Source organism: Conexibacter sp. S30A1 (assembly GCF_023330665.1).
Lineage (GTDB): Bacteria > Actinomycetota > Thermoleophilia > Solirubrobacterales > Solirubrobacteraceae > Palsa-465.
Window position 1 is genome coordinate 1,399,123 of sequence record NZ_CP097127.1, and the last position, 20,399, is coordinate 1,419,521.

Annotated in this window: 21 protein-coding genes and 1 tRNA gene; 7 read left to right on the plus strand and 15 right to left on the minus strand. The window is 68.9% G+C overall.

Annotated elements, in window-relative coordinates:
- Positions 1 to 162: 162 nt before the first annotated feature.
- Both M3M54_RS07005 and M3M54_RS07010 read left to right on the plus strand, forming a co-directional pair.
- Positions 163 to 1,071, plus strand: coding sequence for a LysR family transcriptional regulator (locus tag M3M54_RS07005; protein ID WP_249021462.1), 909 nt, complete (start codon positions 163 to 165; stop codon positions 1,069 to 1,071).
- A 7-nt stretch (positions 1,072 to 1,078) separates the two neighbouring features.
- Complete coding sequence (locus M3M54_RS07010) at positions 1,079 to 1,618, plus strand: gluconokinase (RefSeq protein ID WP_249021463.1); 540 nt, start codon at positions 1,079 to 1,081, stop codon at positions 1,616 to 1,618.
- Here M3M54_RS07010 and M3M54_RS07015 read toward each other — a convergent pair.
- Together M3M54_RS07015 and M3M54_RS07020 are read right to left on the minus strand one after the other, a co-directional pair.
- The gene (locus M3M54_RS07015) at positions 1,605 to 2,903 is read right to left on the minus strand and encodes a D-alanyl-D-alanine carboxypeptidase family protein (protein ID WP_249021464.1); all 1,299 of its coding nucleotides are present in this window, start codon (positions 2,901 to 2,903) and stop codon (positions 1,605 to 1,607) included. The genes M3M54_RS07010 and M3M54_RS07015 overlap by 14 nt on opposite strands.
- 26 nt (positions 2,904 to 2,929) lie before the next feature.
- A tRNA-Pro gene (locus M3M54_RS07020) sits at positions 2,930 to 3,003 on the minus strand.
- 60 nt (positions 3,004 to 3,063) lie between these two features.
- Between M3M54_RS07020 and M3M54_RS07025 the strand changes: the two genes are divergently transcribed.
- Together M3M54_RS07025 and M3M54_RS07030 are read left to right on the plus strand one after the other, a co-directional pair.
- The gene (locus M3M54_RS07025) at positions 3,064 to 4,329 is read left to right on the plus strand and encodes a DUF1015 domain-containing protein (RefSeq protein ID WP_249021465.1); all 1,266 of its coding nucleotides are present in this window, start codon (positions 3,064 to 3,066) and stop codon (positions 4,327 to 4,329) included.
- A gap of 1 nt (position 4,330) precedes the next feature.
- The gene (locus tag M3M54_RS07030; RefSeq protein WP_249021466.1) at positions 4,331 to 4,930 is read left to right on the plus strand and encodes a CoA pyrophosphatase; all 600 of its coding nucleotides are present in this window, start codon (positions 4,331 to 4,333) and stop codon (positions 4,928 to 4,930) included.
- 13 nt (positions 4,931 to 4,943) lie between these two features.
- On the opposite strand, the gene M3M54_RS07035 is transcribed toward M3M54_RS07030, so the two are convergent.
- The 6 genes from M3M54_RS07035 to coxB form a co-directional block, all read right to left on the minus strand.
- Positions 4,944 to 5,468 carry a hypothetical protein gene (locus tag M3M54_RS07035; protein ID WP_249021467.1) on the minus strand — a complete coding sequence of 175 codons (525 nt, stop codon included), beginning with the start codon at positions 5,466 to 5,468 and terminating at the stop codon, positions 4,944 to 4,946.
- Positions 5,469 to 5,539: 71 nt separating this feature from the next.
- A complete protein-coding gene (locus tag M3M54_RS07040) occupies positions 5,540 to 5,809 on the minus strand; it encodes a hypothetical protein (protein WP_249021468.1) in 270 nt (89 codons plus the stop codon).
- Positions 5,810 to 5,824: 15 nt separating this feature from the next.
- A complete protein-coding gene (locus M3M54_RS07045; RefSeq protein WP_249021469.1) occupies positions 5,825 to 6,115 on the minus strand; it encodes a cytochrome c oxidase subunit 3 in 291 nt (96 codons plus the stop codon).
- A gap of 158 nt (positions 6,116 to 6,273) precedes the next feature.
- Positions 6,274 to 7,179, minus strand: coding sequence for a heme o synthase (locus tag M3M54_RS07050; RefSeq protein WP_249021470.1), 906 nt, complete (start codon positions 7,177 to 7,179; stop codon positions 6,274 to 6,276).
- An 88-nt stretch (positions 7,180 to 7,267) separates the two neighbouring features.
- Positions 7,268 to 8,971, minus strand: coding sequence for a cytochrome c oxidase subunit I (gene ctaD / locus M3M54_RS07055; protein ID WP_249021471.1), 1,704 nt, complete (start codon positions 8,969 to 8,971; stop codon positions 7,268 to 7,270).
- A gap of 22 nt (positions 8,972 to 8,993) precedes the next feature.
- Positions 8,994 to 9,914 (minus strand): cytochrome c oxidase subunit II, encoded by a 921-nt coding sequence (gene coxB, locus M3M54_RS07060; protein ID WP_249021472.1) that lies wholly within the window; start codon positions 9,912 to 9,914, stop codon positions 8,994 to 8,996.
- Positions 9,915 to 10,035: 121 nt separating this feature from the next.
- On the opposite strand from coxB, the gene M3M54_RS07065 reads away from it, so the two are divergent.
- Genes M3M54_RS07065 through trxB form a run of 3 tightly spaced genes read left to right on the plus strand, consistent with a single transcriptional unit; the run spans position 10,036 to position 13,180 of the window.
- Positions 10,036 to 11,037 (plus strand): phosphatase PAP2 family protein, encoded by a 1,002-nt coding sequence (locus tag M3M54_RS07065; protein ID WP_249021473.1) that lies wholly within the window; start codon positions 10,036 to 10,038, stop codon positions 11,035 to 11,037.
- A 9-nt stretch (positions 11,038 to 11,046) separates the two neighbouring features.
- Positions 11,047 to 12,192: a lysylphosphatidylglycerol synthase transmembrane domain-containing protein gene (locus tag M3M54_RS07070; protein WP_249021474.1), complete on the plus strand. Its 1,146-nt coding sequence runs from the start codon at positions 11,047 to 11,049 to the stop codon at positions 12,190 to 12,192.
- A 10-nt stretch (positions 12,193 to 12,202) separates the two neighbouring features.
- Positions 12,203 to 13,180, plus strand: coding sequence for a thioredoxin-disulfide reductase (trxB, locus tag M3M54_RS07075; protein WP_249021749.1), 978 nt, complete (start codon positions 12,203 to 12,205; stop codon positions 13,178 to 13,180).
- 12 nt (positions 13,181 to 13,192) lie between these two features.
- On the opposite strand, the gene M3M54_RS07080 is transcribed toward trxB, so the two are convergent.
- From M3M54_RS07080 to glmM, 7 genes are all read right to left on the minus strand, one after another.
- Positions 13,193 to 14,020 (minus strand): hypothetical protein, encoded by an 828-nt coding sequence (locus M3M54_RS07080; RefSeq protein ID WP_249021475.1) that lies wholly within the window; start codon positions 14,018 to 14,020, stop codon positions 13,193 to 13,195.
- 125 nt (positions 14,021 to 14,145) lie between these two features.
- Positions 14,146 to 14,349 (minus strand): cold-shock protein, encoded by a 204-nt coding sequence (locus M3M54_RS07085; protein WP_249021476.1) that lies wholly within the window; start codon positions 14,347 to 14,349, stop codon positions 14,146 to 14,148.
- 131 nt (positions 14,350 to 14,480) lie between these two features.
- Entirely contained in the window at positions 14,481 to 14,888 is a 408-nt protein-coding gene (locus M3M54_RS07090) for an HIT family protein (RefSeq protein ID WP_249021477.1), read from the minus strand.
- 10 nt (positions 14,889 to 14,898) lie between these two features.
- Complete coding sequence (locus M3M54_RS07095; RefSeq protein WP_249021478.1) at positions 14,899 to 16,353, minus strand: CCA tRNA nucleotidyltransferase; 1,455 nt, start codon at positions 16,351 to 16,353, stop codon at positions 14,899 to 14,901.
- Positions 16,350 to 17,483 carry an alanine racemase gene (gene alr / locus M3M54_RS07100; protein WP_249021479.1) on the minus strand — a complete coding sequence of 378 codons (1,134 nt, stop codon included), beginning with the start codon at positions 17,481 to 17,483 and terminating at the stop codon, positions 16,350 to 16,352. The genes M3M54_RS07095 and alr overlap by 4 nt, the downstream gene beginning before the upstream one ends.
- On the minus strand, positions 17,484 to 18,995 hold the full coding sequence (locus tag M3M54_RS07105) for an NAD(P)H-hydrate dehydratase (RefSeq protein ID WP_249021480.1): 1,512 nt from the start codon (positions 18,993 to 18,995) through the stop codon (positions 17,484 to 17,486).
- A gap of 50 nt (positions 18,996 to 19,045) precedes the next feature.
- On the minus strand, positions 19,046 to 20,371 hold the full coding sequence (gene glmM / locus M3M54_RS07110; protein WP_249021481.1) for a phosphoglucosamine mutase: 1,326 nt from the start codon (positions 20,369 to 20,371) through the stop codon (positions 19,046 to 19,048).
- Positions 20,372 to 20,399 lie beyond the last annotated feature (28 nt).

Below are 20,399 nucleotides of genomic sequence, written 5' to 3' on the forward strand. Positions count from 1 at the left end.
GGGTTTTAGCCGCTGCTTAAAGTGAGAGCGCTCCGTTCGGCGGGATATGAGGCCGGAACGGAGCGCGCTCTGAGGGAGGAGAGGGTGCTGCGCTAAGAATGATGCACCCGGGGCGTCCAGAAGTCCAAGACAAGAACGGTCAAAGACATATAAGCTTGCACTATGGAGGTCCGCCAGTTGCGCTATCTCGTCGCGCTCGCCGAGGAACAGAGCTTCACACGCGCCGCCGAGCGCGAACACATCGCTCAACCAGCGCTCTCTCAACAGATCCAGAAGCTCGAGCTGGAGGTCGGCGTGCCCCTGGTTGAGCGAACCACACGACGCGTAGCGGTGACCGACGCCGGCAACCTGCTTGTGGCGCGCGCGCGACGGGTACTCACCGAGCTCGAGGCAGCGCGACAGGAACTAGACCGGGTGCGCGGTATCCAGACGGGCCAGGTGAAGGTCGGGGCTATGAACACGATGGGGCCCGTCGACATCACTACCCTGCTGGCGAGCTTTCACCAGCTGCACCCCGCGGTCGACCTGACGATCCGCGAAGACGACAGCGACGCCCTGGCCGAGATGCTCCGGATCGACGCGGTCGATCTGGCGTTCCTCTCGGTCACAGAGCGGGTCGAGAGCCATGGGCTGGCCCTCCAGCAGATTCTCAGCGAGGAGCTGGTGGTGGTCCTGCCCGAACACCATCGGCTGGCGGGCCGGACGGAGATCCGGATGATCGACCTCGAGCACGAGGATTTCATCAGCCACCGCGAGGGCGCGCGGCTGCGCGAGCTACTGGTCGGCGCCGCCGCCACGGCCGGCTTCAGCCCACGCATCTTCCTGGAGTCCAACCAAACTCGTCGCATCCGCCGGCTCGTCGGGCGTGGCCTGGGAGTCGCAATCCTGCCGAGGTCACACGCGATCGGTGTTGGCACCAACGACCCGATTGCGGTCGCGCGCCTGGTCGAGCCGCCACTCACGCGCGATATCACCCTGGCCTGGCGGTCCGGGCGTCGTCTACCGCCAGCCGCCGCAGAGTTCCTGAGCCTGGCGCGCGAGGCATTTCCGCCACAGGGGCTGCTGGGCTGAGGTAACGATGGCCCAGCAGCCGCATGCAGCAAACGACGAGCCGGCTGCCGTCGCGGTCGTGATGGGGGTCTCCGGCGCGGGCAAGTCCACCGTCGCCAGCGCGCTCGCGTCGGAGCTCGGCTGGGATCTGGCGGACGGCGACGATTTTCATCCACCCAGCAACGTCGCCAAGATGGCGAGGGGCGTGCCGCTCACCGACGCCGACCGCTGGCCATGGCTTGACCAGATCGCCGGGTGGATCGACGCAGAGATAGCCAACCAGCGCCATGGTGTCATCGCCTGCTCCGCGCTCAAGCGCGCCTACCGCGACCGACTCCGTCGCCGCCAGGTGCTGTTCGTGTACCTGGATGTGCCCAGAGCGGAGCTTGAGCGGCGGCTGGCCCAGCGCGCCGGCCACTTCATGCCGGCGTCGCTGCTCGACTCGCAGCTCAGCGACCTGGAGCCTCCCGACGATGACGAAGCCGCGCTCAAGGTCCAGGCCGGCGAGGATGCAAGCCGGGTCGCACGGCAGATCGCACGAGCGCTGACGTGCACTAAAGGCGCGTGAGCCGGTAGAGCAGCGAGGGCCCCGCGAGGCGCCTCGCGGCCACCGCCGCAACCGAAGCCTGCTGCTGGCCATCGCTCAGCATGACACTGGCCAACCGCTCACCGGCGCTGAACCCGCGTGTCCTGCCAACGCGCCCGGCTCGTGAGAGCACGACGCGCAGCGAAAGGCGCTGGCCGGGCAGACCGATGACCTGCAAGGCACGGGTGGTATGGACGGTCACTGACGCAGCCCATCCGGCCCGTATCCTGACAACGGTGCTGCCGACGGGCAGGACCACCACCGGCCGCACTGCGGCGGTGGCCGCAGCGACGAGCTCGACTGCTTCGTCAAGCGCCGTCTGCAACGGGTCGACGCCGCCAGCGCCCAGGATCGCACCGATGATCGTCAACCTGCGGCCCCCGCGACGGCGAATGGCGGCAAAGACGAAGTTGCCGCCAGCCGCACTGGTTGAGCCGGTCTTGACACCCACGATCCCCTGTTGACCCAGCACCGAGTCGTAGTTGGTCACCGTGCCAGCCACCGGCAAGGTCACCGAAGGCATTGCAACGATGCGACGCAAAACGGGGTTTGCCATCACCGCAGCGCCCAGCCGGACCATCGCCACGGCCGTTCCGACGCTACCTGGATTGAGGCCAGATGGCCCAACGAAGTGGACGCCTCGCAAATCGAGCCTCGCAGCCTCCTGGTTCATCTCCACCACGAACCTTGGCTCGCTGCCGGCCGTCCAGCGTGCCAACACACGCGCGACATTGTCAGCGGAGGGAATCAGCATGGCCTCAAGCGCCTGCAATTCGGTGAGCGTCTCACCCGCGGTCACCGCGAGCACCGACTGGTCCTGCTTGAGATCGGTGCGGTAGGCCTCGGCATCCGCCGCCGTGAAGTGGATCGCGGGCCCACTCTGCCCGGGCGCGAGCGGATGATGCGCCAGCACGACCAGCGCGGTGACCAGCTTCGTCACGCTGGCCAGCGGCATCACGGCATCGGCCCGTACCCCACCAAGGCTTCCGACCCCCTCCACGGCCACAGCCGCCGAGCCGCCGCTCGGCCATGGCAGCCGGAGCGAACCACCGGGCACGACGGCTCGCTTGGGCAAAGTTACCGACAGCCTGGCCGCGGCGACGCCGCGGTCCAGCTGAGCGGCGCAGCCGAGCACCAGTACACCGCCGATGCCCAGCGCCACCGCGCGATGGAGGCGGCGTCGGAGCGCTGGGTCCTGCTCCTGCAACACCTCAGAGCGGGACTGCCGCCGCCTACCTACATTGGCGGGCTGACGGCGGGTGGGCACCGCCTGATTATGCCCGCCCAAACCGATCGGGGCGCCGGGATTTGAACCCGGGACCTCTCGCTCCCAAAGCGAGCGCGCTACCAGGCTGCGCCACGCCCCGATGCCCTACGACAGTCTAGTGGTCGGCGGATTGATGCCGATCCCGCTAGCCTGCGAGCCGATGGCAGATGTAGAGCCACTGCGTGCACTCCACTACGACCCGGAGAAAACCGGAGGGCTGCAGGACGTCGTCGCCCCGCCATACGACGTGATCTATACGGAGGGTCGGGCCGATCTAATCGCGCGCTCGCCTTACAACGTCGTCGAGATCGACCTGCCGCTGCCCATCGACGGCAGCGACCCGTACGCGCACGCCGCAGCGATGCTTGACCAGTGGCGTGCCGAAGGTGTCGTGATCAGAGACCAGACGCAGGCAGTCTGGCCAATCGAGCAGGATTACACGGGACCGGATGGGCTGACAAGAACACGCCGCGGCTTCCTGGCACGTGTGCGAGTCGAGGACTACGGTCCGGGAAAGGTCAGACCCCACGAGCGCACGCATCCCGGCCCCAAGGATGACCGCCTGCGCCTGACACGCGCAACCAGAGCCAACCTCTCGCCGATCTTCGCGCTGTACTCGGACCCTGAGCAGCAGACGTGGACGGCACTTGAGGGCGGTACGCGAGGGGCACCGTGGGCCCAGACCATCGACCCGGACGGCACGGTCAACCGCATCTGGCGCGTGGACGACGAACTTGCCATCAAGGCCGTTCAGAGAGCTACAGCCGGCTCAGAGCTGCTGATCGCAGACGGCCACCACCGCTACGAAACCGCGCGCGCCTACGCCGATGAGATCGGTGGCGAGGGACCGCATCGCTACGTGCTGATGTGCCTGGTCGCCATCGAGGATCCCGGCCTGACCGTGTTCCCGACACACCGGCTACTGGGCGACCTGACCGAAGAGAAGTGGCGCAACCTGCGCGCCACGATCGAGGCCGACTTTGAGGTCGCGCCCCTTGACGAACTCGACCAGCTGCCACCCGACACCAACGACACGGTTGACATCGGCTACCTGGACACGCGCGAGCGGCGCCCCTACCGCCTGCGGCTCAAGAGCCAGGCGAGCGCCGACACGAGCCTCGCGGGCCACGCTGAGCCATACCGTCGGCTGGACACAGCTGTCACCGAGGCGCTGCTGTTGAAGGGCGCGCTGGCCATGACAGACGACCAGATAGACCACCTGGAGGGCCTGGGCTACGCGCGCGACGCGCAGCATGCCACCGAGCTCGTTCTGGCCGGCACCTACGACGTTGCGCTGTTCATGGCGCCGGTGCCGGTGGCCAGGGTCCGGGACGTGGCGATGAGCGGTGAGAGCATGCCACCCAAGTCGACCTACTTCTTTCCGAAGGTACCAACCGGCCTGCTGTTCAATCCGCTTGTCGATTGACTTGCAGGATCGGACACCAGCCGCATCGGTCCGCGCGGCGCTGAGCGACAGGCTGCTCGCCAGCGATCAGGCCGCTGCGATCGAGCTGCCAGCCTCACACCAGGCGGCGGTGCTGGTGGCGCTGCGCGAACGCGACGGCACACTCAGCACGCTGCTCACACGGCGCCACCACAACCTGCCACGCCACGCCGGAGAGATCTCGTTCCCAGGCGGTCGGCGTGAGCCGGGCGACGCGAGCCTCATCGCTACGGCACTGAGGGAGGCGTACGAGGAGATCGGCCTGCCGGCGTCCGAGGTTGCGATCCTCGGCGCGCTCGAACCGATCCCGACGGTGGTATCAGATCACGCCGTCTACCCGTTCGTCGGCCTGATCCCCGCGACATTCGCGTACCGGGCCAATCCAGCCGAGGTGGAGTCGGTGCTCGAGGTCGAGCTCAGCGAGCTCGAGCGCGTCCACAGCCGTTCGCCGCTCAGGCGCGGGCCCATCTCGATCAGAGCCGACAGCTACGTCATCGGCGACGCGGTGATCTGGGGCGCCACCGCCCGGATGCTTCAGGACCTTCTGGCCCGATTGGCCCTGTCGCGGCAGCCGGGCAGCTAGGACCCGAGCGGGTTTAGAGGCTTCCCCCACCGGTGGTCGAGGTCGCCGTCGGAGGGGCGCTGGTCGTATTGGCGCCGCCGCCACCGGTTGATGGCGCGCCGGCCCCCGTGCCGGCGCCGGTCCCTGCACCACCCCCACCGGTGCCGCCACCGGCGCTCGTGCCGGCCCCGCCGCCCGCGCCCGTGCCAGCCCCGCCGCCCGCGCCGGTGCCGGCGCCCGACGAGCCGGCGGTCAGACCGGCCTGACCGGCGCCCGCCGTGCCGGGGGCGTTCGAGCTGACGCCACTGGAGCTGGCGCTCGAGCCGCCGCTCGTGCCACCGGCGGCTGGCGTCGTGGTCGCCGGCGCCCCGCTCGCCGCGGGCGTTGTAGACGAACTCCCGGTCAGGTTCGTGGCGCTTGTGCCAGAGACTCTGTGGCGTGTGGACGGCTTGACCGCACTCGTGGTCGGCACCGTCAGCGGCGGCGCGCCGGCGGAGTCGTTGCTGCCCGTCCCACTGCCGCCGCAGGCCGCGACCGAGACCGAGATCAGCACCGCCACCAACGCCGACCGAGCTAGCCGGCCGCCGCGGAGATTACGGCGTTGGGTCTGGCCGCCCATTGTGCCTGGCCTCAGTCAATCAGGGTGGCCATCCGGTGACCGCACCACGGGCACTCCACCAGGTCCTTCTGCGCAAGCTGATCGCAGTGATCGCAGAACCGCAGGTTCTCGATCGCCCAGGGAAGCTCGGAGGCTGTTGGCGCCAGCGGGAGGAGCTGAGCCACAGGCTCGAGCACCTCTCCCGTATCGCGGTCGATATAGACCTTCTCGGGGTCGACGGCGATGATCACCTCTCGCCCAGTGGAGGGTGTCCGCATCCGGTACTTCTGCATCAGTCTCATGGCTTTTGGCTGAACTCAGTGGCGGTGGTGGGGCTCGTCAGGCAGAGCGTCGATGTCGTGGCGCACATCCCGGATCCAGAGACCGACCGCCGTCACGAGGATGATCAGCCCGAGGATCGACCACCCGATCCAGATCGTCGTCCCGATCAGCGTGAGGGTCACGCCGATGGCAGTGATCAGCGGCAGGACCGAGCCGGACGGAAGGTGGATCTCCTCGCCCACGGGCGGGACGCTGTAGGTCACCTGCGCCGCTTGCTCGTCCTCCAGCTCGGCCGGGGGCCGCCGATCGCCTTCGGTGACGCTCATGGGTGGAGATAGATCGCCGCGACTGCAAAGGTGAGCCCGAACATGAACGCGCATACGGCACCGGCGATCAGGCCAGCACGGAGATTCTTGCGAGCGAGCTTCTTGTCCATGGGCGCAGATCCTACCGCGTCGGCACGCGAAGCGCGCCAGCCCGCCGCTCAGAGCTTGACATCCACCACCATGAAGCCGAAGAGCAGCGCCAGGTAGGCCAGTGAGTAGAGGTAGAGCCGCAGCGCGCTGCGGCGGTCCTGACGGCGCAGCAGCAACGCGGCGAGCGCTACAAAGCCGAGACCGAGCGGCACCGAGGCCGCCAGGTACACGACGCCGAAGGCACCGGCACAGAACGGCAGCTGCGTGATTGCGTAGAGCAGCAGCGCGTACAGGAGGATCTGCTGACGCGTCACGCGCTCGCCGCGCACGACCGGGAGCATGGGCACACCCACGCGCGCGTAATCCTCCTTCATGAGCAGGCTGAGCGCCCAGAAGTGCGGTGGCGTCCAGTAGAAGACGATCGCGAAGAGGTAGACGGCTGTCCACGACAGAGAACCACGTGTGGCCGCCCAGCCCACCAGCGGCGGGATCGCGCCGGCCGCCCCGCCGATCACGATGTTGTGCCAGGTGCGGCGCTTGAGCCAGACCGTGTAGATCCCGACGTAGCCGACGAAACCTCCGAGCGCGAGCGTCGCGGCCAGCAGGTTCAGCGTCAGCGACATCAGCACGAACGAGGCGGCCGCGAGGCTGAGACCGTAGATCAGCGCCGCTCGCGGGCTGACCCTGCCGGCGGGGATCGGCCGCGATGCCGTCCGCGCCATGCGGCCGTCGATATCACGGTCATACCAGTGGTTCACGGCCCCCGCGCCACCGGCGGAGAGGTATCCCCCAGCGCACGCCAGCAGGATCCGCGAGACGTTCGGGTTGCCGGCGATCTCCATCGTCGCCACCGTCGTGAACAGCAGCAGCGTCTGTACCTTGGGTTTGGTCAGCTCGACGTAGTCGGAGGCGACCTGACGAACACGCGAATAACGCCCGATCGCCTGAGTTGCGCTGAATGATGAGGTGCTCAAGGCAGATACCAGGTTAGGCCAACAGCGATCCCCCGCGCCTCAGTTGGCTTCGGCGCGCAGCCTGGACTGGCCGCAGCCGTCAGGGCCGTCAGACTCGCGAAAACTGCTCCGAGCCGCCCGTCTTCTGCAGTGCCCCCGTCTGCGCCTCAACCTCGAGCCGGATGTCGCGCATGGGCTCGACCGACCGGATCCGGGGGACCGCATCGAAGTTGTTGACGGGCGGCGGCGAGGTGGTGAACCACTCCAGCGTGTTGGCCTTCCACGGGTCCGGGCCCGCGAGCTTGCCGGTCTTGTAGCTGCGTGCGAAGTTATAGAACGACATCACGAAGCCGGCGGCCATGATGAAGGCGCCAACGGACGAGATGAAGTTGTACGTTGACCAGCCCATGTGCTCCTGGTAGGTGTAGATGCGGCGCGGCATACCCGAGAGCCCCAGCGCGTGCTGCACGAAGAAGGTGAGGTTGAAGCCGATGAACGTCACCCAGAACGACCATTTACCGAGGGTCTCGTTGCAGAGCCGGCCGGTCATCTTCGGGTACCAGTAGTACGTCCCGGCGATGATCGTGAACACGGCGCCACCAACCAGCACGTAGTGGAAGTGCGCCACAACGAAGTAGGTGTCGTTCAGCTGCCAGTCGACCGGGAAGGTGGCGAGGAAGATGCCCGTGATGCCGCCGATCAAAAACAGCACGATGAAGCCGATCGCCCACATCATCGCCGCGGTCATGACCAGCGAGCCGCGCCACAGCGTCGCCGTCCAGTTGAAGATCTTGACGCCGGTCGGGATGCCGATCAGGAAGGAGCTCAGCATGAAGAAGCCGAGCACGACCAGCGGCATCGGCGCGGTGAAGAGGTGGTGCGCCCAGACCAGCGTCGAGAGGAAGGCGATCACGATCGTTGAGGCCGCGATCGCCTTGTAGCCGAAGATCGGCTTGCGCGCGAACACCGGCAGGATCTCCGAGATGATGCCGAAGCCCGGCAGGATCATGATGTAGACCTCGGGATGGCCGAAGAACCAGAAGAGGTTCTCCCACAGCACCGGCGAGCCATGGTCGGTCGGGTTGAACCAGTTGGTGCCGAAGTTGCGGTCGGTCAGCAGCATCGTCACCGCGGCGGCGATGACCGGCAGCGCGATGATCAGCAGCACCGCATAGATCAGGATCGACCAGATGAACAGCGGCACACGCCCCCAGGTCATGCCAGGCGCACGCATGTTCACGATCGTCACGTAGAAGTTGACTGCGCCGACCAACGACGAGAGGCCGGTGAGGTGGATCAGGAAGATCCAGGCGTCCTGGCCGCCGCCTGGCGAGTACAGCTTGCTCGAGAGCGGCGGGTAGCTCCACCAGCCCGCTTCCGGCGGGTGCCAGAAGATCGAGGCGTAGAAGACGATCCCGCCGAGCAAAAGCAGCCAGAACGACAGCGCGTTCAGCCGCGGGAAGGCCATGTCTCGGGCCCCGATCATCAGCGGCACGAAGTAGTTCCCGAAACCGGCCATCACCGGCACCACGAACAGGAAGATCATGGTCGTCCCGTGCATGGTCAGAAGCTCGTTGTAAACCAGACCGCTGACCAGCGTGTTGTTCGGGACCGACAGCTGTGAGCGCATCAGCAGCGCTTCGACGCCGCCCAGCGTGAAGAACACGAAGGTGAGGACCATGTACATGATCCCGATCCGCTTGTGATCGGTCGTCGTCACCCAGTCGAGCCACTGCCTGCTGTGGCGTGGCTTGTGCACCTCGTGGACGAGGATCTGGGGAACCGGCCGTGAGGTGTATTCAATCGTGCTCATCGCTGTCAGGGTCGTTCGCTAACTAGAAGTTGCCGCTGGGAGTCAGGATGCCCTGCTTGACCAGGTAGCGGCGGACCTGCGCGACCTGATCGTTCTGAGACTGGATCGCGGTTCCCTGCTGGCTCAGCCAGGCCTCGTACTGCGCAGGCGTGACGACGTTGACCAGTGCCGTCATGAACGCGTGCTCCCTGCCGCACAGCTGTGCGCACTGGCCGTGGTAGAGCTCATGCGAGTGCAGCGCCTCAAACCAGGTGTAGGTCGTGAATCCGGGGACCGCATCGACCTTGCCGCCGAGCGCCGGGATCCACCATGAGTGGATCACGTCGCTGGACTGGATGACGAGTTTCACAACCTCGCCCGCCGGCGCCTCCATCTCCTGATAGGAGTACGGCAGACGATCCTGCCAGGCGGTCTTGTTGCAGTTGGCCCCGTAGGTGAAGCGCCAGATGTACTGGCGGCCCATGACACAGATCGTCACCTCCTTGCCGTTCGGCGGGACTGGCGCAGTCAGCGATGCAGATAGCACCGAGCCGACGTTGGCATTGGAGTTGGGCGGGTCGATGATCGTCGGCAGCGCGATGAAGGTTGCTGCGGCGATCACAACGAGGATCATCGTCGCGGCCGCCGTGAGGCTGAGCTCCAGACGCGTGTTGCCATGGAACTGGGCGGCCACCGGATGCTTTGAGGCCCGGAACTTCCAGACCGAGTAGGCGATGAAGCCGAACACGATCAGGAACACGCTGACCCCGAGCCCGAGGATGATGTCGTAGAGCGTCGCGATAGCGGTGGCGTTCGGCGAGGCGCCCGTCTTCAGCGTGCAGCAGCGAGCCGAGGCCGTTTGCGCGCTGGCAAAGAAGATTCCGGCCGCGAGCGGGAAAAACAGCGCCACCGACGCCGCGTAGCGGCGACGGACGCCGGCTAGAAGGTTACGGACTCGTCTCACAGCCCGCCGGATCTTACACGAGCACTAAACGTCCGGTCGCATCAGCGGTCAGAGAACGGACCAAGCGCCGTCCGGGATGGGGGTCCGTGGGCGCCACGCCCGATTTCTATACTCGCCAGGCTTGCGACTGTCCAGGGCGATCCGATCTGCGGCATGGGCGCTCGTGGCAACGGGCGCCGCGGCGCCGTTGCTGCGCCGCCGAGCGGACCTGCGCAACGGACCGGTGCTCGTGGCGGCGGCTACGGCACCGGTGGCACTGTGCGTCGCGGCCCCGCGGGGCCGTCTGCGCGACGGCGCCGTGTGCGCTCTGCAGATGTGGGCCTACCTGACGGCCTACGAGATGCCCAACGACGATCCCCAGGCACTGCGCGATCGCGTGCATATCGATTACCCGATCAGGATCGACCGAGCGCTCGGCCTGGGCCGCATTCCGACCGAGCGCCTGCAGCGGGCGCTCGCGCGCGACGGCGAGATCAACCGCTTTGAACGGACGCTGATCTGGTCGCACTGGGCCTGGTTCGTGGTTCCGCACCTGGCGGTCGCCTACGTGGGGCTGCGCCGGCCCCGTACGCTGGGAACGGCCGCCGCACGCATGTATGCGGTCTATGACCTCGGCGCCATCGTCTACTGGCTGCTGCCGACAGCGCCGCCGTGGTGGGCTGCCGCGCACGGGCGCATCCAGGAGCTCGAACATCGGATGGTGCACAACGGCGAGCACATCGCGGGCCAGATCGACGGCGACCGCGCCGGCGAAAGGCACCTGCCGGTGCGCCGCATGATGCGCGAGTACGGTGAGCGCTTCTGGGGCCGACGCTGGAACGACATCTACGAGGTGCTCGGCGGCAACCCTCTGGCCGCCATGCCGTCGCTGCACTTCGCGACCTCGGTCATGGCCGCCCGCCTGCTCTGGGAGGTGGATCCACTGGCCGGCACGGTCGGCTGTGCCTACGCCGGCACGCTCGCCCTTGCCCTGGTCTACCTCGGCGAGCATTACGTGGTCGACGTGCTGGCCGGTGGCCTGCTCGCCGAAGCGGTCAACCACAGCGCTGAGCCGCTCACCCCGGCTGTGCATACCCTGACTCGCGCGCTGCGGCGGCTGCATGCGCTGGCCGAGGCCGACTGACAGGCCTCGATGAGCGACCGGCCGCCGAACGAGCCGTCGCCTTCCGCTGCCGGTCCGCTGTCCGGCAGCGTCACCGGAGCGCCGGGCAGCGCCGCCCAGGGCGACGAAGCGCTGCCGCGGGTGATCTTCACCCGCGGCCGCATCCTGGGCTCGGCCGTGTTCGTCATCACGATCGCGGTGTTCCTCTACCTCGGCCTGCCCAAACTGGTCGGCTACGGCTCGAGCTTTGACCGGCTGGACGAGGGCAACGGCTGGTGGCTCGGCGGCGCGGCCATCCTCGAGTTCCTCTCCTTCTGCGGCTACGTGGTGTTGTTTCGCACGGTGTTTCTCCAGCGCAGCCGCAGGATCGGCTGGCGCGCCAGCTACAAGATCACGATGGCCGGGCTCGCCGCGACAAGGCTGTTCGCGGCCGCGGGCGCCGGCGGGATCGCGCTGACCGCCTGGGCACTGCGCCGCTCAGGCATGGAACGCAAGCTCGTTGCCTCGCGCATGGTCGCCTTCCTATCGCTGCTCTATGGGGTGTACATGGCCGCGCTTGTGATCGACGGGCTTGGTCTCTATCTGCGCGTCTGGCCGGGCCCTCACCCCTTCGCGCTCACGATCGTGCCGGCCGCCTTTGGTGGCGTGGTGATCGGCGCCTTCCTCAGCATCTCGGCGCTGCCGCGCGACTTTGACCGCCTTGTCGCCGCGCGCGCCGAGCGCCCCGGGCTGGTGGGCATGCTGGCTCGCCGGCTGGCATCGGTGCCGTCGGCGATGGCGACCGGCGTGCGCACCGCGCTGGCGCTGATCCGCAACGCCAACCCCGGGCTGCTGGGTGCGCTGGCGTGGTGGGGCTTTGACATCGCCACCCTCTGGGCCTGCTTTCACGCCTTCGGCTACCACCCCCCCGCGGCGGTGATCGTGATGGCCTACTTCGTCGGCTGGCTCGGGAACGTCCTGCCGCTGCCGGGCGGCGTCGGGGGTGTGGAGGGCGGCATGATCGGCGCGTTCGCCGTGCTCGGCGTCAGCGTGCAGGCGGCGGTGATAGCCGTGCTGGCCTACCGCGCCTTCTCCTTCTGGTTACCGACGCTGCCGGGCGCGCTTGCATACTTTCAGCTGCGCCGCACGGTGCGCGGCTGGGTGGCGGAGTCCAGATCCTCGTCCTATACTTATTGAAGTGAGCGATATGAACCTTGAAGACGTGATCATCGTCGGCAGCGGACCCGCCGGCTACACGGCGGCCCTCTACACAGCCCGCGCAAACCTCAACCCACTTGTCATGGAGGGCTTTGCCTGGGGTGGTTTGCTGCAGCAGACCACCGACGTCGAGAACTACCCCGGGTTCCCGATGGGCATCATCGGCCCGGAGCTGATGCAGCAGATGCGCGACCAGGCAGAGCGCTTCGGCGCGCGCCTGGAGACCGAGGACGTCACCGGTCTCGAGCTGTCCACCGACGGCGGACTGCACCGGGTTCTGGTCGGCGATGAGGTCCACCTGGCTCGCACCGTGATCCTCGCCATGGGTGCCGAGCACCGCAAGCTCGGAGTGCCGGGCGAGGATCTCCTCTCCGGCCGGGGTGTCAGCTACTGCGCGACCTGCGACGCGGCCTTCTTCCGCGACGTGCCCACGATCGTGGTCGGCGGCGGCGATTCGGCCATGGAAGAGGCGGTGTTCCTTGCCAAGTTCGCCTCCAAGGTGGCGATCGTCCACCGTCGCGACGAGTTTCGCGCCTCGCGCATCATGCTCGAGCGCGCGCGCCAGGTACCGAACATCGAGCTCCTGACCCCGTTCGAGGTCGCCGAGTTTCTCCCTGGCGAGGACGGCTCGCTGGCACTTGCACGCTTGCACAACACGGTCGACGGGTCGCATCGGGAGCTGGAGATCGCCGGCGCCTTCGTGGCGGTCGGCCACGAGCCCCAGTCGCAGCTGGTCGCCGGTCAAGTCGAACTGGACGCGGGCGGCTACGTGGTTACGCAGGGCCGCTCCACACGGACGAACCTGCCGGGCGTGTTCGCCGCCGGTGATCTGGTGGACCACACCTACCGGCAGGCGGTCACCGCAGCCGGCTCGGGCTGCCAGGCGGCGCTGGACGCCGAGTGGTACTTGCGCGATACGCCCGCGCCGACCGACGCCGGCTCGCAGGCGCTCGGCACCGGGGCCTGAGCCTCCCAGGGCTCAGACGCCGCTGCGATGGTGGCGGGCGCGCCGCCGGCGAGCTGACCGGCGATGACGCCGGTGGTGATGATCCAGGTGCCCGCGCACGCGATGGCGACGCGCCGATCCGATGAAGCCGGGCGGGGTCGTGATCTCGAGCGCCGAGTACTCGATCCGGGTACCCGGGTAGGAGCAGCTGTAGCTGGACAGCGCCCCGACCGCCAGCTGGGCGAGGTTGGCGCCACCGGTGGTGTCGCAGCTTGAGGCGCCGCCCTTGATCACCTGCGAGCGACTCTGTGCGTAGGCGAACTGGGTAGCGCTCAGCTCGAAGGAGAGGACCGGCGCCCAGGTGGGAACGGTCACAGCCAGCATCTCGCCCCGCACGACGGGCAGCGGAGCGATCAGCGGGAAGTCGGCGACCGTGCCCAGCTCAGGACGGAGCATGAAGACCGCCGACTGGGCCGCCACCCGAAAAGCCGGAGCGGTCGGCGTGCCGACCGAGCGCAGCACGGTCAGCTGAACCTCAGGCGGACCCCCGTAGGTCTTATCGAGGCTGGCCAGCACAGCGGGGGTGATCAGGCTGGTGCCGGCCAGTCCCAGGTCAAACGACACGATCACACCAGAGCGCTTGATCATGTCGGGGTTTGCGACACCGTCACGCAGCGTCTCATAGGCCGTCACCTGGGTGAGCACGATCTCGCATGCCGCCCCCTGCGCGTTGGCAGGACAGGTCGGCGACACCAGTGGACTGGCCGTAACGCCGACCGGGACATCCGCGGCGATGGCCGCGGCAGGGGCAAGGAAGGCGGCCAGCACTCCTGCCACCGCCGCGAGGATCGCTCTCTTCATATGCGCATTGAACACGTTCTCATGGGCTCGAGTTGCGCGAAACGTTGCAGCGTGACCGTGCGCTGGACGCGCACCGAGGCGCTTATTGGGCGCGGCAGCCCAGGCCGCGCCCAACGCGGGGCCGCTCAGATCTTGACGACGTTGACGGCCTTGGGGCCCTTGGGTCCGCTCTCCTCCTCGTAGGAGACCTTCGCTCCCTCGGCCAGCGACTTGTAACCGTCACCGGTGATGCCGCTGAAGTGCACGAACAGGTCCCGGCCTCCGTCATCCGGTGTGATGAAGCCAAAGCCCTTATCGTCGCTGAACCACTTGACGGTTCCAGTTGCCATGTGATGAATCCCCTTCGGCGCTGCTGGCACTCGGCGCCGGGCGCCCCTCTGGCTCCCGGCAAATCAACGCAACCCTATCAGGGCTTTAGGCCCAATTACGACAAAGACCGGTGAAGGGCCACGGCCGACGTTCAGGACAGCGCCTGCGCGGCGGCGGCGATCTCCGCCGGGTCGCCTGCCGTGGGCGTCCAGGGGAGCTTCAACGGGTCGCCCGGGTAACGGGGAATGACGTGCATGTGAAAGTGAAAGACCGTCTGCCACGCCTCGGCACGGCACGAGTTGATCAGGTTCACGCCGGCAGCACCGAGCCGGTCACGCACGCGCAACGCCTGGCGTTGGGCGGCCAGCGTCACGGCTGACAGTTCGTCGGGCGTGATCTCCCAGAGATCGGCCGTGTGCCGCGTCGGAATCACCAGCGCGTGACCGCGGGTGGCGGGCGCGATGTCCAGGAAGGTCAGCGTCTGCGCGTCACGCTCGATCACGGTCGCAGGCAGCTCACCGGCAACGATCCTGCAGAAGATGCACTCGGAATCGCTCACAGCGGCCAGCCTAGCGCGCCGCCGGAGCCGGCGGGCCTGCCCCCGCACGACCGTCGAGCCACGCGCGCGCATGCTCCAGGAGCTGCTCGCGGCCGCTGATCTCACCGGCATAGCTGGCCGCGGCGAGCTCAGCGAGCAACTCACCGAGCACCGGCCCCGGCGCGATGCCCAGCATCCGCGCCAGTTCGTCGCCTGCGATCGGGGCGCGCGGCGGCTGACGCCGCCACTGGAGCGCTCCCGCGAGCAGCACTCGCGCGAGCGCCAGGTGCGCCGCCACCGCTCGCTCCGCGTTGCGCCCTCGGGTCGCCAGGCGATCGGCCACGCTGAGCACGGTGACGTCGACCTCAACGGGCTCACAGCTGCGCAGGTACTCGTAGGTGATGCGCGCTCCCAGCGGTTGACGACGCACGAGAAAGCCCAGCCTGAGATGTGCGCCAACCAGCGCTGAGATGTGCTCGCTCAACCGCTCGCTGGCCCGCAGCCGTCCGAGGATGCGACGTGCCAGCTCGGCGCCGCGCACGTCGTGATCGAAGAAGGTGGGCCTGCCGTCTGCGCTCAGCCCGCGTGTGAGCGGCTTGGCGATGTCGTGCATGAGCGCGCCCAGGCGTAGCGCCTGCCCGCGCGTGAGCTCGTTGGCAAGCGGTTCGTCCAGCACCGCACGTAGCGCCGGGGCGAGTTCGCCGAAGGTCTCAGCGGGCTCAGCGGTGATGTCAATCGTCGCCTGCAGCGTCGCCAAGGTGTGCTGGTAGACGTCCAGGTGGTGGTAGTCGCTCTGGACCACGCCGTGCAACGCGTCGAGCTCGGGCAGCACCACGGCGCTGGCACCAAGCTCACGGGCCAACTCCAGCCCGGCCACCGCACCGTCGGCGCAGAGCAGCAGCCGCAGCTCCGTGAAGACGCGCTCGGCAGCCGTCAAACCGAGTCCGGGCGCGGCGCTGGAGGCCAACCGCAGCGTCTCGCGCTCAGGTGTGAAACCAAGCTCCGCAGCCAGCCGCACGAGTCGCAGCACGCGCAGCGGATCGCTGCGGAAGGACTCGGGGCCGACGCTCCGCAGCTGCCTGGCCTCCAGGTCCCGCAGGCCGCCGAAGGGGTCGATCAGGTCGTGGACGGGTGCTCCCAGCTCGCGGGCGATCGCGTTGATCGTCAGGTCACGGCGACCCAGGTCCTCTGCGAGCGTCGCCCCCGCAAGCGGGGTCAGGTCCACCTGCCAGCGCCCGCTGCGCGCGCGCACACGCCAGGCGCCGAACTGCTCCGAGAGCACAAACGCGTGTCCATCGGCTGCACGGGCGAGCTCTCGGGCCAGGCCCTGCACATCACCGGAGACGGCCAGGTCATAGTCAGGCGTTGGCCGTCCGAGCAGGGCGTCACGCACGGCGCCGCCGACCAGCCACGAGCGCCCGTGCCGCGGGGCGATCTCGGTGAGCGCGGCCAGCGGGCCGCGCTCACCGCCGCCAGCCTCGCTCACGCCGGCGCTCCGTCCCGGTGGTATTGGCGCGGCACGCGTCTTGAGATCCAGCACAACAGCTCGTAGCTGATCGTGCCCACGCGCCCGGCGAGCTCCTCCACCGTCTGGCGCTCGTCGCCGTCGGTGCCGATCAGCGTCGCGCGCTGACCGACCGTTACCTGATCATCAGACCCGACCTCGACGGTGATGTTGTCCATGCTGACCATGCCGCGCAGCGGCATGCGACGACCGCCGATCAGCACCTCGCAGTTGTCGGCCAGCGCCCTGGGGACGCCGTCGGCGTAGCCGATCGGCAGGGTCGCGATCAGGCCGTCGCCGGCTGCGATGAAGCGCCGGCCGTAGCCGACGCTCTGGCCGGCGGTGATCGGCTTGAGTGCGGCCACGTAGCTGCGCAGCGCGAGCGCCGGCTCGAGTCCGTGATCGGCAGGGTCGTGGTGCAGAGGGTCACCACCGTAGAGGGCGAGCCCGGCGCGCACCATGTCGAAGTGACTGTCCGGCAGCCGCAGCAGCGCGGCGCTGTTGGCGGCGTGAACGGTGATCTCGGTCGTTGCCAGTGCCCTTGACTCGGCGACGAAGGGGCCGAACCGGCGCAGCTGCGCGGCGGCGAAGTCGAGGTCGCCGTCAGCGGTCGCCAGGTGGGTCATCACCCCCGCCAGGCGCAGGCGCGGGCCTGCGGCCAGCACCGCCCGGACCGTGTCGAGCGCCTGCTCGACATCGCGCGTACCGAGCCGACCAAGGCCGGTATCGAGCTTGACGTGCACACCGATCGGGGCGGGTGCGCTCGCCGCGCGCGCCGCGACCGACCGCACGAATCCCGGCTCCCAGGCGGTGATCTCCGCCGCCGCGGCGAGCGCCACATCGAGCTCCTCGGGGCTGAGCGCGCCGAGCACCAGGATCGGCGCTTGGAGCCCAGCCTCGCGCAGGCCGGCGGCCTCTGACGCCGTCGCCACCGCGAGCATGCTGGCGCCGCCGGCGAGCGCGGCTCGTGCCGCTGGCGCGGCGCCGTGGCCGTAGGCGTCGGCCTTGACCACGGCACAGAGCCGGGTGTGCGCGTGCAGACGCCGGCGCAGGCGCTCGGCGTTGCGCTCGATCGCGGCCAGGTTGACCTCGGCCACGGCGCGCAGCGGCATCTAGAGCTCTCCGGCAGGCGACCGCGGCTGTCGCGCGCGGGCGCCTGGCAGCGCGCTGATCACGTCGCTTGCGATCACGCCCTCGAGCCCAACCGTCTCGGCCGCGATCACACCCGCGCGCAGGTGCGTGAGCACCCCGGCGCAGGCGGCCGTGAACGGCTCGACACCCTTCGCCAGGAAGGCGCCGATCACGCCCGCGAGCACGTCGCCGGTACCGGCCGTGGCCAGCGCCGGCGCGCCGCCGGGGCTGATCGCCACCAGCCCACCCGGCTCGGCGATGAGCGTGTCATCGCCCTTCAGCACGACCACCGAGCCGGCGCGCGCCGCGGCGGCGCGCACGTGCGCGAGGCGCTGTGCGTCCACCTCCGTGCTCGAGACCCCGAGCAGCCTTCCCAGCTCCCCGCTGTGGGGCGTCAGCACCGTTGCGTGGGCGCGGGCCGCGAGCTGTTCGAGCCCACCATCGGTGGCGTGCGCGACCAGCCCGTCAGCGTCCAGCACGAGCGGCAGCTTGGCGTGCACCGCCACGTCGCGGGCGAACTTCTGCGTCGCCGCCAGCCGACCAAGCCCCGGACCGAGGACCATCGCCTGGGCGCGCTCGGCACGCTGCACCGCCAGCCGTGAGCTGCCCCGCCGCGGTCCGCTCTCCGGGTCATCGGGCAGCGGTGTGACCATCACCTCAAGCAGCTTGGCGGCGATCGCGGGCACCACTGAGGCGGGGGCTGCGACGGTCACGTACCCCGCGCCGGCCCGAGCCGCCGCCAGCGCGGCCAGCACCGGGGCGCCGCTGTAGGCCGGCGAGCCGCCGACGACGAGCACGCTGCCGGCGCTGAATTTGTTGGACGCCGGGCCGCGCCGCGGGATCTCGTCACACACCTGCTCGCCGATCAAACCGGCCTGCGGGCTGACCGGTTGGCCCTGTGCCGGAATGCCGATGTCGACCACGTGCAGCTCACCGGCGTGCGACTTGCCGGGAGCGATCCACAGCCCGGGCTTGGCGGCATGAAAGGTGACCGTCGCATCGGCAACGACCGCTGTCGCGCTCACCTCACCGGTCGAGGCGTCGACGCCGCTCGGCACGTCACAGGCCAGCACGCGCAGCGCCGCGTTGGCCTGGCGAGCCCGGTTGATCGCGGTGATCGCGTCGGCCACAGGCGCCCGGGGCACGCCGGCAAAGCCCGTGCCCAGCAGCGCATCGATCACGGCGGTGGCGTCCTTGAGCAGCGCCGGCAAGGCGGCGGCCTCGGCGGAGCCGGCTTGCACAACATCAACGTCACGGTGCTGCTGACGCAGCACCCGCGCAGCCACCTGTCCGTCGCCACCGTTGTTGCCGTGGCCGCAGACGACGACGATGCGCCCCGCAGGGGCCAGTTGCGCACAGACGCCGGCCAACGCACTGCCGGCTCGCTCCATCAGCGTCTGCGACGGGATGCCGTGCTGCTCGATCGCCCAGGCGTCAAGTGCCCGCTGTTGCGCGGCGTCGGGGAGCGGTTTCAACCAGCGCGGCAGGTCCATCGGCGGGAGCACCGAGTCTACTTGGGTGCACCGTGGGCCTGCTCACAGCGTCAGTCGAGCTCGGCCTCGACCGCACGGCAGAGCTCGTCACACACGGTCTCTGCCTCCTGCTCGCTGGGCGCCTCCACCATCACCCGCACGAGCGGCTCGGTACCGGAGGCCCTGACCAGCACGCGTCCACGTCCCGAGAGCTTGGCGCTGGCCTGCGCCACCGCGTGCTCAACCGGGTCGGCGGCGAGCGCCCGCGCCAGGCCGGCACGGTCCTCGGCCCTCAGGTTGACCAGGCGCTGCGGCAGCTTGTGCATCGCCCCACGCTCGGCCAGATCCGCACCTCCAAGCGCCTCGAGCGTCAGCAGCGCACTGGCGATGCCGTCTCCAGAAGGGCTGAAGCCCAGATCGATGATGTGACCGGACTGCTCACCCCCGAGTCTCCAGCCGCGTCTGCGCAGCTCCTCGTTCACGTAGCGATCACCGACCGGCGTCACGGCGACGTCGATACCTGCATCGCGCATCGCGGCATGAAAGCCGTAGTTGCTCATCACCGTGACCGCCACCCCGCCCCCGTCCAGCAGGCCCAGCCGCTGGTAGTGCAGTGCGCTGATCGCGATCAGCTCATCCCCGTCAACCACCTCGCCCCGGCGATCAACGGCCAGCACCCGGTCCCCGTCGCCATCGAAGGCAAAGCCGGCGTCATAGGCGCCACTGCGCATCCGCGCAGCCAGCGCGTCGATGTGCGTCGCCCCAACCCCCGCGTTGATGTTGCGACCGTCCGGGTCGGCGGCCATCAGCTCCACCAGCGCACCGCGGCGCTCGAGGATCGCCGGGGCCAGGCGATGTGTGGCGCCGTTGGCGCAGTCCAGCAGCAGGCGCATGCCGGTCAGCTCGAGCGTGCCGTAGCGCCGCTCCAGCTCGCTCAGATAGTCCTCCTCCGCGTGCGCGTGCCGCAGCACCCGGCCGATGCGCGTGGACGGCCGCGGGCCCTCGCCCGCGCGGCGCTCGATCTCCAGCTCGGCCGCGTCGGAGAGCTTGAACCCGTCGGCCGCAAAGAACTTGATGCCGTTGTCCTGGTAGGGGTTGTGGGAGGCGGAGATGACCGCCGCCAACGCCAGCCCGTGGCGTCGTACCAAAAGCGGGGCAGCGGGCGTCGGCAGCACGCCACCGAGCAGAGCGTCCCCACCGGCCGCGGTGATGCCAGCAGCGACCGCAGCCTCCAACATGTCGCCTGACTCTCGCGTGTCGCGGACGACGAGCACCTGTGGTCGCGGCTCTTCGGAGAGCTCGACGGCGGCGCGAGCCAGAGCCAGCGCCAGCTCAGCGGTGAGGAACTCCCCGGCGCTGCCGCGCACACCGTCGGTGCCGAAGAGCTTGCGTGCCATGCGTCTGCAGCCGTTCGGCGCCGCGGAC

Coding starts and splice junctions, on each gene's coding strand:
- M3M54_RS07040 (WP_249021468.1), bottom strand. CDS start 5,809: ATGAGACTGATGCAGAAGTACCGGATGCGGACACCCTCCACTGGGCGA.
- glmM (WP_249021481.1), bottom strand. CDS start 20,371: ATGGCACGCAAGCTCTTCGGCACCGACGGTGTGCGCGGCAGCGCCGGG.
- M3M54_RS07085 (WP_249021476.1), bottom strand. CDS start 14,349: ATGGCAACTGGAACCGTCAAGTGGTTCAGCGACGATAAGGGCTTTGGC.
- M3M54_RS07105 (WP_249021480.1), bottom strand. CDS start 18,995: ATGGACCTGCCGCGCTGGTTGAAACCGCTCCCCGACGCCGCGCAACAG.
- ctaD (WP_249021471.1), bottom strand. CDS start 8,971: ATGAGCACGATTGAATACACCTCACGGCCGGTTCCCCAGATCCTCGTC.
- alr (WP_249021479.1), bottom strand. CDS start 17,483: ATGCCGCTGCGCGCCGTGGCCGAGGTCAACCTGGCCGCGATCGAGCGC.
- M3M54_RS07010 (WP_249021463.1), top strand. CDS start 1,079: ATGGCCCAGCAGCCGCATGCAGCAAACGACGAGCCGGCTGCCGTCGCG.
- M3M54_RS07025 (WP_249021465.1), top strand. CDS start 3,064: ATGGCAGATGTAGAGCCACTGCGTGCACTCCACTACGACCCGGAGAAA.
- M3M54_RS07045 (WP_249021469.1), bottom strand. CDS start 6,115: ATGAGCGTCACCGAAGGCGATCGGCGGCCCCCGGCCGAGCTGGAGGAC.
- M3M54_RS07070 (WP_249021474.1), top strand. CDS start 11,047: ATGAGCGACCGGCCGCCGAACGAGCCGTCGCCTTCCGCTGCCGGTCCG.
- trxB (WP_249021749.1), top strand. CDS start 12,203: ATGAACCTTGAAGACGTGATCATCGTCGGCAGCGGACCCGCCGGCTAC.
- M3M54_RS07005 (WP_249021462.1), top strand. CDS start 163: ATGGAGGTCCGCCAGTTGCGCTATCTCGTCGCGCTCGCCGAGGAACAG.
- M3M54_RS07080 (WP_249021475.1), bottom strand. CDS start 14,020: ATGAAGAGAGCGATCCTCGCGGCGGTGGCAGGAGTGCTGGCCGCCTTC.